The following is a 13,891-nucleotide window of genomic DNA, read 5'->3' as shown; positions in this document are numbered from 1 at the left end:
TCGACTATTACAACAACGAACGTATTAAGCTGAAACTAAAAGGCCTGAGTCCGATACAATATCGAAATCAGGCCTTGGTCGCCGCTTAGAAATGAGTCCAACTTTATGGGGTCACTTCACTGGCCGCCTTTTTTATTGCTGTTTGTTGTCGGCCTGTTCGAAATACCGTTTCCAGAACTCCGCCGTGGTGGTATTGATCATGTTGGACTCTGCATTCATCAGCATGACATAGCCTGCGCTATAATCGGGCGCAAACGCCACATCGGCACGATAGCCTTTCACCCAGCCGCCATGATAGTTAATGCGTTTGCCATTAAAGTCATAGATACGCCAGCCCAGTCCGTAATGTGCGTCGTCCAGAAAACCGCGCCAGCCACGCCGGTAGGTTTCCCGACGCGTTTCTACACGCGGACGGGTGACGGTGTTCAGCATCTCATCGGAAATGACAGTAGGAAATTCGCCCAGCAACGCCTGAAGATACACGGTCATGTCACGGATGCTGGCGTTTACGCCGGCGGCAGGAGTGAACCGGTAGTAGTTACTTTCCACATTCCCTTCACGCCAGCGATTGCGGGCAATGGCAATATGCGGGCGGGCCCAGGACGGTGACGCCAGCAGACCACCTTTGCCGGCGCTGGCTGTGGACATGCCCAGCGGAATAAAAAGCTCATTCTGTAACTGACGATGATATGACGTGTTCTGGCTGCTGAGATAATATTCAATCGCGCCAAACAGCGCATTCTGATAGGTGTAGCAGTCGCCCGGCTCGCAAATGGGATCGAGTTTACCCAGCGCCTCCAGTACCCGGCGCAGGCTGTAGTCCGCCTCAATCAGGTTGTCGTAAGCATTCGGCATAAAACCGCTGGACTGACCGACAATATGTTGCAACTGCAGTTTATCTGCATCAACGCCGGTAAATGCGACATCGGACACCAGCTTGTTCACTGGCATATCCCAGGACAACCTGTCCTGTTCTACCAGTTTAGCCATAAGCAGCGCCGTGAAGGTTTTCGACACCGATGCCAGTCGAAAAACCGTTTTGTCGGTGATGGGTTCACCGCCTTTGTGGGTTCGCCCGTACACATACACTTTTGGGGTTTCACCCTGCTGGTAAAACACAAAGGCATAACCGGGCACGCGGTATTTTACGGCCTGGCGGTTCACATAGTTGGCATAATCCTCAAGCCAGTCTGCCTGCACGCTGACGCTGCCAGCCAGTAAGATACCGGTAAGCAGGGCACGTAAAAATGTCAGGGTACGTTGCAACAGGGAGGGCGACAAAAAGACTCCAAAGACGATAGCACGCGGGGGCTTGCACCGCGTTACGAAAAAACCTCGGGTATTATGCGTATCGCGCTGTGGATAATCAACTGCATGCCGTCGTGCGGTATCACCTTCAGAATGAGTTCCGATTTTGTCGCTCTTTCGGCCGTTGATGTTGCTACACTGCAGTTGTCTTTGTTGAACCGGCCGCTCACTCATGCCTGACATCTCTGCTGACAATTTACACGCCTACCGGCAGGCCCGGCTGAGCCGCGATCCACGTTTTGACGGAAAATTTTATGTGGCAGTAAAAACCACAGGGATATTCTGTCGCCCGATTTGTCCGGCGCGGCTGCCCGCTGAGAAAAATGTGACTTACTTTTTATACCCCGGTCAGGCGCTGATGCAGGGATTTCGTCCGTGCCTGCGATGTCGGCCTGACAGCGCACCGGACTCTTACGCCTGGCTGGGTACCACGACAACGGTCAGACGGGCGCAACGGCTGTTGTCTGCTATTCCGCCTGCGCCAGTTTCCGATATCGCAGCGCGTTTAGGTGTGAGCGAACGGTATCTGCACAAACTGTTTCGTCAGCAGGTGGGTATTGCACCCAAACGCTACCAAAGTGTGCAGCAGGTGTTGTTTGCCAAACGCCTGCTCCAGGAGAGCGCGTTGTCGGTCACTGACGTTGCGGTCGCATCGGGTTATCATTCAGCGCGTCAGCTTCAGCGACAACTGCAGCAGCATTGCCGGCTGTCGCCGACAGACTTACGCAACAACACGCATGCCCGCGCGATGAAAACAGATCACGCCGCGGGCCCGGTGCTCTCGCTGTTTTTGCCCTACCGGCCTCCCTACAACTGGGAGCAGGTGCGCGCCTTTCTTACGCAGCGCGCCATCGCCGGTATTGAAACGGTGACTGACACGGGGTATCAGCGACAGTTCCGGCTGGGTGACAGCAGTGGCACGGTGACTGCGACACATCAGGACGCACGTCATGGTTTTGCCGTGTCCATGTCACTGACGTCGCTGAGCGATATTCACCATGTTTTGTCGCATCTTACGCGTGTGCTCGACTGCCATGCTGATCCGCTGCTGATTGACCAGGCATTATCCGCTGCCGGCCTGACCCATGATTACTATCCTCGCGGTATTCGTGTGCCTGGCGTATGGGACAGGTTTGAGGGAGGCTGCCGCGCCATACTTGGGCAACAGGTGAGTGTTAAAGCCGCTATCAATAAAGTGACGCAGTTGTGCGAGACACTGGATGAGCGCACACCATTCGGCCGCTGTTTCCCGACTGCTGAGACGGTTGCCGCAGACAATCTGAGCTGGCTGGCTATGCCGGGACGCCGACGCGATGCATTGCGCCGGTTTGCTGAACTTTGCGCAAACCAGTCGTCACCTGACTACGATGCGATACTGGCGATACCGGGCATTGGCCCCTGGACTACGAACTATATGCGATTGCGTGCAGAACATGATCCCGACATCTACCTGGAAGGCGACCTGATAGTGAAACGCGCAGCAGACACGCTGAACGTAGACCCTGAACAGGCCAGGCCATGGCGCAGTTATCTTACTGCTGCGCTCTGGTATGCGTATGGCGAAATGGACAAGAAACAGGAGTAACACTATGAAATATCTGGAATATCAGGATAGCCCATGGGGGCGGCTTATGCTCCGTGCGGACCAGGTTGGTATCACGATGGTCGCGTTTGATGCCGGGTCTGCTGAACATCCCAATCCTTCGCCAATAACCAGCCAGGCCCGCAGGGAGCTCGAGGCCTACATTAACGGTCGGCTCACCCGCTTCACTGTGCCGCTTAATCCGGCAGGCACACCGTTTCAACAGGCGGTATGGCAGGCACTGTGTTCAGTTGAGTTTGGCACTACGGCAAGTTATGCCGACATTGCCAGACAGCTTAATAATCCTAACGCTGTTCGCGCGGTAGGCATGGCCAACAGCCGCAATCCGGTTGCCATACTTATTCCCTGTCACCGGATTATCGGGAGTAATGGTACACTCACCGGCTATGCGGGCGGACTGGAACGAAAAGCCGCCCTGTTGAGACATGAAGGGGGACAACATTCACTATGGGCATAGGGCAGTTACTGGCGCTGTTGTTGCTGGCGGCAATCTGGGGCGCATCGTTTATTTTTATGCGCGTTGCGGCACCTGAGTTCGGTATTTATGTACTGGTGGCCGTGCGCACGATCCTGGCGACCGCGGTGTTGATGCCGGTGATGGTGCTGTCCGGTGCCATGGGAGAATTTCGCCGGCACTGGCGTGCCATTGCCGTTGTCGGGCTAGTGAATACGGCCATCCCGTTTGTGCTGTTTAATTACAGCAGCCTGCATCTTGAGGCTGGCGTTAATGCCATTCTGAACGCCACCGCCCCTATGTTTGGTGCCATCGTCGCCTGGCTATGGCTGGGCGACCGCCTGTCAAAAAGTGCCGTAGCCGGCTTGTTTCTTGGTTTTGCCGGGGTAGCGGTGATCAGTCAGCAGAAAATTGGTGAGGGGGATATCAGTATTCTGCCTATTCTTACTGCATTAGCTGCCACCACCTGTTATGGCATAGCTGCGTCGATGATGAAGCGCTGGCTGGCGGGCATTAAACCGATTGCCGTTGCCGGGGGCAGTCAGGCCATGGCATCGGTTATGCTGCTGCCGTTCGCATTAACCACACTACCAGAAACGATGCCGGGTCAGGCTGCCTGGCTGAATGCTATCGCGCTGGCGGTTGGCGGCACTGGCATTGCGTATATCCTGTATTTTTACCTTATCGCCAGCATTGGCCCTGCCCGGGCAATCACGGTGGCGTATCTTGTGCCGTTATTCGGTATCCTGTGGGGGCTGGTGTTTCTCGCGGAAGCACTGTCTACCCAGTCGATGCTGGGGGGCGTAATGATCCTTGCGGGCGTGGCGCTGACCACCGGCGTTTGGCGAATGCGCAAACGCACGGTGAGCTAAGTCACAGCAGTTCAGAAAACGGCACCAATTCGTTCCTCAGGCTCCAGTACTGAGTAAGCGGATTGGTGCGGGACTTTTTCTCCTTCAGCACCTTTTGCCCCCAGAACACCGGGTAGCCGAGCTGGCGGGCGGCTTCAATTTGCGCCAGTGAAGGCAGGGTAAGCCGATAATACCCGTCGGTATCTGAGAAAAAGCCGTCACGGTCTATGATCAGCTCGCCGTTCTTGACGTTATACCCGGACCACACCTCATGTTTCCTGTCCCAGCGGGCAAAACAGACAAGGTATAACTGTGCGTCGGTTTGCGAGAGTCGGATGGGGTGGCGGTCGTCGTCAAAACGGTTTTTACCGTCCAGCTCAAAATCGCCATCGGCAACCGGAACACGAAACTCAAGCACGTCTTCTTCCACCTGCTCGTATTCCATGTCCTTTATTTTTCCTTTGATGAAACCCGCCAGTGCATTCAGCACGGGAGCGTTTACCACACCCAGGTTTAACAGGTGCGAGGATTCAATCAGTTGCTCTATGCGAGCCGCGAGTGCAGTAAGTCCGGCCTTAAAGTCGGCCATGTACGGGTAGTATTGTGGGTGCTGTTTATCAAAGGGAACCGGCTCGTCAATGTGGTGGGTTTTGGCCGCAATCATGCCTGCATGGCGCATAAATTCGGCGGTACAAAAACGTGCGGTGTCCGCTTCATACTGACTGGGTATGGTAGACATAAAACCAGAGAACGCCGCCAGCGGACTGCCGGGCAGAAACAGCTTTTCAAACTGATTTTTCTTTACGCGCTTAAAGGGGCCAATGGCAATCAGCTGACTGTTACGGCTCTTGGCGCTCAGACCGCTGATAATGTCCACGAAACTGAAAACCAGTGCTGTCATGATTTGCGATTGTTGCTCGTCGCTGAACGCACTGAGCGAGGTATTGCTCTCAATCTGCGCTGCCAGTGCCGGATCGGCCAGACTACTGACGACCGAGTCTTTTTCATTGGCCAGCCGCAATATCTCGCCTTTTATCGTGCTTGGCAGGGTAGGTATGGGGTCTTTTTTCGACAGCTCCTGTAACTGAGCCGTAATGGCTTTTTTGAGTTTAACGAAATTCGCAGAGTCAGGTTTAATGGCGCCGTTCAGGCTTTCGCGGAGCTGATTACGCAGAATTAATCGGTTGGCTACCTGGAAGGTACGGTGCTCTTCTTTGGCGCTGGCCTGTGCGCTGGACACTGTCGCTAACGTAGAGAGCTGCCCCAGCAGCTTGTCCAGCGAGGTTTTACGCAGCAGGTCATTGCCATCAAACGATTTCAGAAAGCTGAACGGACCACCAAAGGCTTCCTGGGTTTGCCAGTCGGCGAGGCCCGGCAGACGATATTCGGGTTTACTGCCGACATTCGGGTCGACAAAGACAATACGGCGGACATAGTTAATGTCGTCGTCCAGCCCGTCAATGTGAGACGCCAGCCGGAATGCTTCTGCGACCGGCTCGTTGTTGAAAACGCCGCCGTCAACATAGGTGAAGTTGCCGTTTGAAGCATCGCCAAACGGCCAGATGCTGCTGGGGTACTCCCACTTGTAGCGTTTAAGGGTAACCGGCTCAAACGCGACAGGGAAGGCGCCGCTGGCAATGGCAGTGGCAACAATATGCTTCCAGTCGGTCGCGCTGCGTATATCAAAGGTTTTACCACTGATACTGTCGCCCCAGTGCAGGCGCATCCAGCGGTCGGGGTGTTTGTCTGTGTCGGACAGTTTTTTACTGCTGACGGGCGCAAAATTGATATCGAAAATGCGCATCTCTTTATGCTGAAACGACGTCAGCGCGTCGTTAATCACCACTTCGCTGCCGCTGGCAACCGGATACAATTTACTGGCTTTGGCATGCAGCGGGTTAAGATTGGAAATACTGCAGCCATAGAGCACCCGTGTCGCCAGCAGCGGATGCGTTGCTTTGTCCTCATCCAGATACCGGGCAGCGCCCCCTGCAGGCAGCAGGTTTGCGGTGGCAATGTCCGCTACGGTTTTTCGGTTGACCAGGCCGCACTGGTATTTCAGCGGTGGAATGCTGGCGCTGCCTTCAGGATTGAGCAGGCTATCCAGCGTGATCTGGTTTATCCAGATGTCATTCATTTTGTCCTGTGCCAGCTGGGCATCGATCAGTTGCTGACGTTTTTTGTCCGGCAGCGATTTCCAGGTGGTCTCAAGACCGTATAACGAACGAAGGGTGGCGGCCGCTTTTTTCCGTAACGCGACGTCTTTGCTGGGGAAGGCAAGCGCATTAAGCATAATGCCCAGGCTCATGGCGCCGGCACTGGCGCCAGCGAATACATCTATTTCTACCCGGTCAAATGGGTTGCCGTCGTCATCGCGCGCAAACAACAGCGCCAGTTTTATCGATTCGGTCAGCGCGGCGCCGCAAAAAGATCCCAGCGATACACCGCCGCCCATTGCAAAGCCCAGTTTCAGTGTTTTGGCCATAACGTAGTCCTTTACTGAATGAGGTGAGAAAACGCTATAACTATAGACTGCTTTTTGACCAGTCGGCGCTTTTATATCCTGCCCGGTGGGACAGAAAGACGAGGGAAAAGGGGCTGCCCGCGGAGTGGCAGCCTTAGTCAATCAGTTGCATTCTGACCAGATTACAGCCGTCGCGACGAGCCTGGTAGAGGGCATCTTCAGCATGGGCGCTGACTTCCTTGAGCGGTCTGGCACAGGCCGTGAACGAGACCCCGAATGACGCGGTAAACTGCAGGTCTCCATGGCCCGGCAGGGGCGGCAGGGTGGCAATACCATGACGCAGGTTTTTCGCCAGATCATAGGCTTCGTGCGGGCCGGTCTGAGGCAGCAGGATCACAAACTCTTCACTGCTCCAGCGGCCGATAACGTCGTCTTCACGAACATTTTCTTTCAGGAAGCCAACAACCGCATCCAGCACATCATCGCCAACATTACGACCATAGGTGTCATTAATGCTGGTGAAGTTATCAATGTCTACCAGGATAAGGCTCATTGTGGTGTGTCGGGTAATCATGTCAGTGTACAGCCGCTCGATGCCTTCTTTGTCTGGCAGGCGATTAGCAGTACGAATGACCAGCTCAGGCTGCATGTCCCGGCGGAAATAGTACAGTAAGTTATAAATCAGCAGGAACAGTGCAAACACCACCACCAGCAGGGTGACCACGCTGAAAATAAACGCCTGAGAAATTTCGGTCTGGCGGTCATCCAGTGGACTCAGCAGAAACACTGTCCAGTTGAACTGATTCAGTTTCACCTCGGCAATGAGGTAGTCCTTATCGTTGATGGTTACCAGCTTGTTGTTGAGTGCCCGCTCGTTCTGCACCTGCAGCGGCAGGCTGCTGTACCAGTCCAGTTCTGCCAGATTGGTAAACTCTGAATACGACGCCAGCAGTGCCGGATCGGACGACAGCATGATATTGCCAAGATCATCCACAAACAGGAAATCGTAGCCGTAGGTTTGTTTGTAGGTGTCGAAAATGTCGATGAAGCTCTTCAGGCTTTTACCAATACCGAAGAAACCAAGAAATTCACCATTATCGCTGAAAATTTTAAGGTCAATATAGAAGTGGGTATCCTCCCACTTACCGATATCTGCAACGGCCTTTTCCGGTACGTTTTTATATTTGAAGTACCAGCTTACCTTGCCCTTTATCAGGGGCAGCAGGGTGCCGTCTGAGTTGTATTGCATCCGGCTTTTCTCGCTGGCAATAAAGAACGACATGCCGAACTCGTTCTCAAGGCGGGATAAAGTGTCAAAGATGGCTTTTTCATTCGGTGCGTCAGTGTCCATAAGGCTGACAAGTTCACGGGATTTTCCCAATGCTTCAGACACGTGCAGCGGTTTAAGGAGCTGATTGACGATGAGCGATACCGCGGGGGACAGCGACTGTTGCTGCGCGCGGCTTTGCTCTGCAACAATTTTAGACACACTGAAATGAACCAGTGTGACAATTGCAATTACCACCACGGCGAACAGCAGTAAAATACTGCGATATAGCGTTCGAAAAGCGTTCATTGACTACGCATACTCCTTTGCCAACATGAACAGGATACCAGTCCAGGGTGAGTATAACCGCTCATTCTGTGAACTACTAGCACTCGCTGGTACATCCGCGTGTGATTTCGCATACGTTGTCGCTGACTTCATTCTCATGCTTGGGTACACTGGGAAAAACAGGGCGGTGTTATCGGCGCATGCCTGTGTGACCCAACGAACAACGACAAGAATCAACAAGGAATTGCGATGGCTTTCTCGGTGATTATTCTGGCGGCGGGTAAAGGAACCCGCATGAAATCCAGTTTACCTAAAGTACTTCACCCTATCGGCGGCGTGCCGATGGTGCAGCGAATCATTAATACGGTGCAGTCTCTGGATGCGGACAATATCCACCTTGTCTACGGCCATGGCGGTGATCAGCTGAAGGCACAGGTGCAGGGTGACAACCTGACATGGTGTCTGCAGGAAGAACAACTGGGTACCGGGCACGCTGTGCAGCAGGCCATTGACGGCATTAAGGACAACGAAGATGTGCTGATCCTGGTCGGGGACGCCCCGCTTATCAGTGCGCAGACCCTGACCCGTCTCAAGGCAGTGAAAAGTCAGTGCGATCTGGCACTGCTGACCGTGGAGCTGGATGATCCGACGGGCATGGGACGGATTGTCCGTAAAGATGACAACATCACTGCGATTGTTGAGCACAAGGACGCCACCGATGAACAAAAGGCCATACGTGAAATCAACACCGGCATGATGATGATGGCAGGCGCCGATCTTAAGCGCTGGCTGGGCGCACTGAAGAATGACAATGCCCAGGGCGAGTATTACCTGACTGACGTGATTGCAATGGCGGCCAGTGAAGGCAAGCGGATCCAGTCGGCTCAGCCGGATGCACCGGAAGAGGTTGAGGGCATTAATAACCGGGTACAGCTGGCACGCCTTGAACGCGTGTTCCAGCGCAACCAGGCCGAAGCGCTGATGATGAACGGCGTGAGTATGTCCGATCCTGCCCGGGTTGATATTCGCGGCGAGGTGAAAACCGGTCAGGATGTCAGCATTGACGTGAATTTTGTTGCAATCGGTACCGTGATTATTGGTAACAACGTAACGATTGGTCCTAATTGCGTGCTGAAAGACTGCGACATTGGCGACAACTGTGTGATTGAGGCCAATACCCTGATTGACCAGGCCAATGTCGGTGAAGGCTGCAGCGTAGGACCGTTCGCGCGTCTGCGCCCGGGTGCGGTCATGCACCACGGTGCGAAGGTAGGGAACTTCGTCGAAATGAAAAAAGCCGTGCTGGGCGAAGGCGCTAAAGCCAACCACCTGACCTATCTGGGTGATGCGGAAGTGGGTAAAAATGCCAACATTGGTGCCGGAACCATTACCTGTAACTACGACGGCGTTAACAAATCAAAAACCCGCATTGGTGAGAACGCGTTTATCGGCTCGAACTCATCGCTGGTAGCACCGGTGAGCATTGGTGCCGGCGCGACAGTCGGCGCGGGCTCGACCATTACCGCCGATGTTGAGGATGAGGCCCTTGCCGTGGCCCGCAACAAGCAGCGCAACATCACTGGCTGGCGCCGCCCGGTCAAGCGTGACCCGGTCAAGCGTGAAAAATAACTCCGCTGCGTCTTTGTCTGTACTGGTGGTAGGGTTTGGCTTTTCAGCCAACACCTTCCACCTGCCGTTTCTGCGCCATTTTAGTGATGTTGATATTGCTGGTGTTGTGTCGTCGCGACCCGAAATGGTCGCTCAGACGTTGCCTGATGTCCCGGTCTGGTCTTCCCTTGATGAGGCTCTGGCTGCCCGGCGTTTTGATGCGGTCGTTATTACTACCCCTAATCATCTTCATGCAAATCAGGCAGAACAGGCACTGCTGGCAGGTTGCCACGTGCTGGTGGAAAAGCCGTTTACCCTGACAGCGTCAGAGGCGTCCCGGCTGGTTGCGCTGGCTGCGCGCCGGCAACGCGTAATGTGCGTGTATCAGAACCGACGCTTCGACGGAGATTTTTTGACGCTGCGTGCATTAATTAATGACAAACGGGTTGGTGAAGTGCGGCGCCTGGAAAGCCGGTTCGACCGGTTCCGGCCCGTTCCGCGGGATCGCTGGCGTGAAAATGACGGACCCGGGAGCGGGATCACCTGGGACCTGGCTCCGCATTTGATTGACCAGGCGCTGGTGTTGTTTGGGATGCCGGTTGCGGTAACTGCCCGTATTGCAACGCTCAGGGACGGCGGAAAAAGTGACGATTGTTTTGATATCGATCTGATTTACAAAGAAAAGCTGATTAGCCTTGGCAGCTCCCCGTTTCAGGCTGGTGCCACACTCCGCTACGATCTGCAGGGTACTGCGGGCAGCTTCCGCAAATTCGGCCTGGATCCACAAGAAAACCAGCTAAAACAGGGTGTTGTGTTTAGTGATCCTGACTGGGCACAAACACCTGGTAATGAGCATGGTAGCTTTCACGGCGAAAGCACTAGTGAAACCATTATCACTCAGCGTGGCGGGTATCTTACCTTTTACAGACAGTTTCTGGATGCGATCTCAGGCCGCGGACTACCGCCGGTTAGTCCGGAAGAGGCAATAAATGTGATACGTCTGACAGAGATTGCCTTTGCATCCAGTCAACAGCAAAACACGTTGAGGTTATAAATTCTTTCGAAATAATTTGCGTTTCGAAAGCTTTATAAACTATTATCGCTTTCACTTTGAAACTTAAGGCTGCTGATGTGAAGCAAAGCGAAACCCAAAAACGACGTGATGCCATTGTCACGCTGGTTAATCAGCGTGGTGCTATGCAGGTAGACACGCTGGCACGTCAGTTTTCCACATCAGAAGTTACCATTCGTAAAGATCTCAGCGTGCTGGCCGAAGCGGGGCGCCTGGTCAGGCAGCTTGGCGGCGCAGCGCCATTGCCAGGCAGCGCAAATCAACGCCATATTAATCTGGTAAAACAGCGTATTGGCGAGGCTGCAGCTGCGCTGATAGGCGACAATACCAAGCTTGCTATCGACTCCGGCTCTACGACTGAGGCGCTCATCCCTCATCTTAGCGCCCACAAGCAGCTTATTGTGATGACCAATTCGCTGAACATCGCCAATGCGCTGGTCAATAGTCCGAATGACCCCTCGCTGCTGATGACAGGGGGCACCTGGGACCCACATTCCCGTTCCTTTCAGGGCGCTATGGCGGAAAATACCGTGGCGGCATACAGTTTTGATATTGCTTTTGTTGGTGCTTCCGGTATAGATATTGACCGGGGTACCACAACGCTGAATGAGCTGACCGGTCTTAGCCGGGCCATGGCGGAAGGTGCCAGACAGGTTGTCGTGATGGCAGAGTCGAAAAAGCTCAATGAAAGAATGCCAAATTTAGAGCTGTCCTGGTCTCAGATTTCGGTCCTGGTGACCGATGACGGGATTACAGAACAGCAGAAAAAGAAAATTGAATCGCAGGGTGTGCGTGTAGACATTGCCACACGAAGAGGAGAGTAATCATGTGCGGGATCGTAGGTGCCGTTGCCGAGCGTAACGTTGTAGAAATTTTGTTGGAAGGCCTAAAGCGCCTTGAATATCGTGGTTACGATTCTGCAGGAGTCGCCCTGCTGGAAAGCGACGGTACGCTGACGCGCCTGCGTCGCACAGGCAAGGTGCAGGAGCTGGCAGATGCCGTTGCAGACGCACAGCCTCTGGGTAGTACTGGTATTGCGCATACTCGCTGGGCAACCCATGGCGGCGTAACTGAAGCCAATGCGCACCCGCACTTTTCAACCGATCGTGTCGCAGTGGTGCATAACGGCATCATTGAGAACTACCTGAGTCTGCGTGAGAAGCTGACAAAACTGGGCTACCAGTTCACCAGTGACACTGACACCGAGACCATCGCCCATACCGTGCATGAGGAGCTCAAAGCCGGTAAAGACCTGCTTAACGCCGTGCAGGATGCTGTTGCACAATTTCATGGTGCATACGGCACGGTCATCATGGATAAAGAAGATCCTTCACGGGTGGTGGTGGCGCGTTCTGGCAGTCCGCTGGTGATTGGTCTGGGGCTGGGTGAAAACTTTATCGCATCAGATCAGATGGCGCTGCTGCCGGTTACCCGCCGTTTTATCTTCCTGGAAGAAGGCGACGTGGCGGAGATTACCCGCCGCACAGTAAAGATTTTTGATAAGAACGGTGATCCGGTAGAACGCGAGATCATCGAGTCGAACATTGAACACGACGCTGGTGATAAAGCGGGTTACCGCCACTACATGCTGAAAGAAATTCATGAGCAGCCCACCGTAGTGCGAAATACCCTTTCACAACGTGTTGACGAGACCGGCCTGTTGCCGGGTATCTTTGGCGAGGGTGCTGACGAGATATTCAAAGATGTTCGTCACGTACAGATTATTGCCTGTGGGACCAGCTACCATGCGGGTATGACCGCACGCTACTGGCTGGAGCAATATGCGAACGTGTCGTGTAACGTGGAAATTGCGTCAGAGTTTCGTTATCGCAAGTCAGTCGTTCATCCCAATTCGCTGCTGGTCACGATTTCTCAGTCGGGTGAAACCGCAGACACACTGGCCGCCCTGCGTCTGGCAAAAGACCTGGGCTACATGGCCAGTCTGACCATCTGTAACGTGCCCGGGTCGTCACTGGTGCGTGAATCTGATCTGGCTTTCATGACCCGCGCCGGTGCAGAAATTGGTGTGGCCTCTACCAAAGCCTTTACCACCCAGCTTACCGCCTTTTTAATGCTGACGCTGGCACTGGGCGAATACAACGGCATGAGCGAAGAAGACAAGTCGGCCATTGTGACGTCACTGCACAGCCTGCCGGCAAAGCTGGAAGAGACGCTGGCCATTACCGGTGGTATTGAAGATCTGGCGGAAGAATTTGCCGATAAGAATCACAGCCTGTTCCTGGGCCGGGGTGATCAGTATCCCATCGCAATGGAAGGCGCACTGAAACTGAAAGAGATTTCTTATATCCACGCAGAGGCGTACGCTTCTGGCGAGCTTAAACATGGCCCGCTGGCACTGATTGATGATGAAATGCCGGTCATTGTGGTGGCGCCTAACAACGAACTGCTGGAAAAACTGAAATCTAACGTCGAAGAAGTGCGCGCCCGTGGCGGTATCATGTATGTGTTTGCCGACAAGGAAGCCGCGTTCAAAGGTGATGAGACCATGCGTGTGGTAAACGTGCCACACTGTGACTCACCTATAGCCCCTATTGTATACACACTGCCGCTGCAACTGCTGTCTTACTACGTCGCCCTGATTAAGGGAACCGACGTGGATCAGCCGCGTAACCTCGCGAAGTCAGTAACGGTAGAGTAACCAGACGGGCCCCGTTGGCGCTGCTGTAAATTGACAAAAAAGTATCATACTTACAAAAAAGTATCATACTAAACAAAAAAGTATCATACTTTCGTTCGTCCAAGCTATGCTTAGTGCTATGGCATAGCTTGGACGCACCTCATGAGCTCAAAAAAAGCCTTTCTGAGCCCCCACCCTAAAGACGTGAAAGGCCTCCTCGGGTTCTACCCAGATTTTACGGACACATCCATAAAGAGGCATACTATGCCTAGAAGGAGTGTCTATGACCAAGCGAAGAAAATATTCCCCAGAGTTTAAGCGCGAAGCCGTTGCTTTGG

Annotated in this window: 11 protein-coding genes; 8 read left to right on the top strand and 3 right to left on the bottom strand. The window is 53.8% G+C overall.

Going from position 1 to position 13,891, the window contains the following annotated elements:
• On the top strand, nt 1-89 hold an 89-nt coding region (locus AB1N33_RS16325), incomplete at its 5' end, for an IS3 family transposase (RefSeq protein WP_411269965.1).
• Between the two features lie 43 nt (nt 90-132).
• Here AB1N33_RS16325 and AB1N33_RS16320 read toward each other — a convergent pair.
• Nucleotides 133-1,254, bottom strand: a complete 1,122-nt coding sequence (locus AB1N33_RS16320; protein WP_411272633.1) for a serine hydrolase domain-containing protein — start codon at nt 1,252-1,254, stop codon at nt 133-135.
• Between the two features lie 226 nt (nt 1,255-1,480).
• Here AB1N33_RS16320 and AB1N33_RS16315 point away from each other — a divergent pair, with 226 nt between their 5' ends.
• Genes AB1N33_RS16315 through AB1N33_RS16305 form a run of 3 tightly spaced genes read left to right on the top strand, consistent with a single transcriptional unit; the run spans nt 1,481 to nt 4,237 of the window.
• Nucleotides 1,481-2,893 (top strand): DNA-3-methyladenine glycosylase 2 family protein, encoded by a 1,413-nt coding sequence (locus AB1N33_RS16315; protein WP_411272632.1) that lies wholly within the window; start codon nt 1,481-1,483, stop codon nt 2,891-2,893.
• Nucleotides 2,894-2,897: 4 nt separating this feature from the next.
• On the top strand, nt 2,898-3,368 hold the full coding sequence (locus tag AB1N33_RS16310) for a methylated-DNA--[protein]-cysteine S-methyltransferase (RefSeq protein WP_411272631.1): 471 nt from the start codon (nt 2,898-2,900) through the stop codon (nt 3,366-3,368).
• Entirely contained in the window at nt 3,359-4,237 is an 879-nt protein-coding gene (locus AB1N33_RS16305) for a DMT family transporter (protein WP_411272630.1), read from the top strand. The genes AB1N33_RS16310 and AB1N33_RS16305 overlap by 10 nt, the downstream gene beginning before the upstream one ends.
• A gap of 1 nt (nt 4,238) precedes the next feature.
• Here AB1N33_RS16305 and AB1N33_RS16300 read toward each other — a convergent pair whose 3' ends face one another.
• Nucleotides 4,239-6,701: a patatin-like phospholipase family protein gene (locus AB1N33_RS16300; protein WP_411272629.1), complete on the bottom strand. Its 2,463-nt coding sequence runs from the start codon at nt 6,699-6,701 to the stop codon at nt 4,239-4,241.
• A gap of 133 nt (nt 6,702-6,834) precedes the next feature.
• Nucleotides 6,835-8,256, bottom strand: coding sequence for a sensor domain-containing diguanylate cyclase (locus AB1N33_RS16295; RefSeq protein WP_411272628.1), 1,422 nt, complete (start codon nt 8,254-8,256; stop codon nt 6,835-6,837).
• Nucleotides 8,257-8,484: 228 nt separating this feature from the next.
• On the opposite strand from AB1N33_RS16295, the gene glmU reads away from it, so the two are divergent.
• The 4 genes from glmU to glmS all read left to right on the top strand — a co-directional run bounded on the left by glmU (nt 8,485) and on the right by glmS (nt 13,574).
• The gene (gene glmU / locus AB1N33_RS16290; RefSeq protein ID WP_411272627.1) at nt 8,485-9,864 is read left to right on the top strand and encodes a bifunctional UDP-N-acetylglucosamine diphosphorylase/glucosamine-1-phosphate N-acetyltransferase GlmU; all 1,380 of its coding nucleotides are present in this window, start codon (nt 8,485-8,487) and stop codon (nt 9,862-9,864) included.
• A complete protein-coding gene (locus AB1N33_RS16285) occupies nt 9,854-10,897 on the top strand; it encodes a Gfo/Idh/MocA family oxidoreductase (RefSeq protein WP_411272626.1) in 1,044 nt (347 codons plus the stop codon). The genes glmU and AB1N33_RS16285 overlap by 11 nt, the downstream gene beginning before the upstream one ends.
• A gap of 77 nt (nt 10,898-10,974) precedes the next feature.
• Nucleotides 10,975-11,739: a DeoR/GlpR family DNA-binding transcription regulator gene (locus AB1N33_RS16280; RefSeq protein ID WP_411272625.1), complete on the top strand. Its 765-nt coding sequence runs from the start codon at nt 10,975-10,977 to the stop codon at nt 11,737-11,739.
• A 2-nt stretch (nt 11,740-11,741) separates the two neighbouring features.
• Nucleotides 11,742-13,574: a glutamine--fructose-6-phosphate transaminase (isomerizing) gene (gene glmS / locus AB1N33_RS16275; protein ID WP_411272624.1), complete on the top strand. Its 1,833-nt coding sequence runs from the start codon at nt 11,742-11,744 to the stop codon at nt 13,572-13,574.
• The last annotated feature ends 317 nt before the right edge of the window (nt 13,575-13,891 follow it).

It is taken from the genome of Alteromonas nitratireducens (assembly GCF_040812025.1).
Classification (GTDB): domain Bacteria; phylum Pseudomonadota; class Gammaproteobacteria; order Enterobacterales; family Alteromonadaceae; genus Alteromonas; species Alteromonas nitratireducens.
The sequence above is the reverse complement of the archived record's forward strand: the minus strand, read 5'-3'. Positions and strand labels throughout refer to the sequence as shown.

What these genes read in the sequence shown, in the direction of transcription:
- AB1N33_RS16315 (WP_411272632.1), top strand. Translation starts at nt 1,481, where the DNA reads ATGCCTGACATCTCTGCTGACAATTTACACGCCTACCGGCAGGCCCGG.
- AB1N33_RS16310 (WP_411272631.1), top strand. Translation starts at nt 2,898, where the DNA reads ATGAAATATCTGGAATATCAGGATAGCCCATGGGGGCGGCTTATGCTC.
- AB1N33_RS16300 (WP_411272629.1), bottom strand. Translation starts at nt 6,701, where the DNA reads ATGGCCAAAACACTGAAACTGGGCTTTGCAATGGGCGGCGGTGTATCG.
- AB1N33_RS16295 (WP_411272628.1), bottom strand. Translation starts at nt 8,256, where the DNA reads ATGAACGCTTTTCGAACGCTATATCGCAGTATTTTACTGCTGTTCGCC.
- glmS (WP_411272624.1), top strand. Translation starts at nt 11,742, where the DNA reads ATGTGCGGGATCGTAGGTGCCGTTGCCGAGCGTAACGTTGTAGAAATT.
- glmU (WP_411272627.1), top strand. Translation starts at nt 8,485, where the DNA reads ATGGCTTTCTCGGTGATTATTCTGGCGGCGGGTAAAGGAACCCGCATG.
- AB1N33_RS16305 (WP_411272630.1), top strand. Translation starts at nt 3,359, where the DNA reads ATGGGCATAGGGCAGTTACTGGCGCTGTTGTTGCTGGCGGCAATCTGG.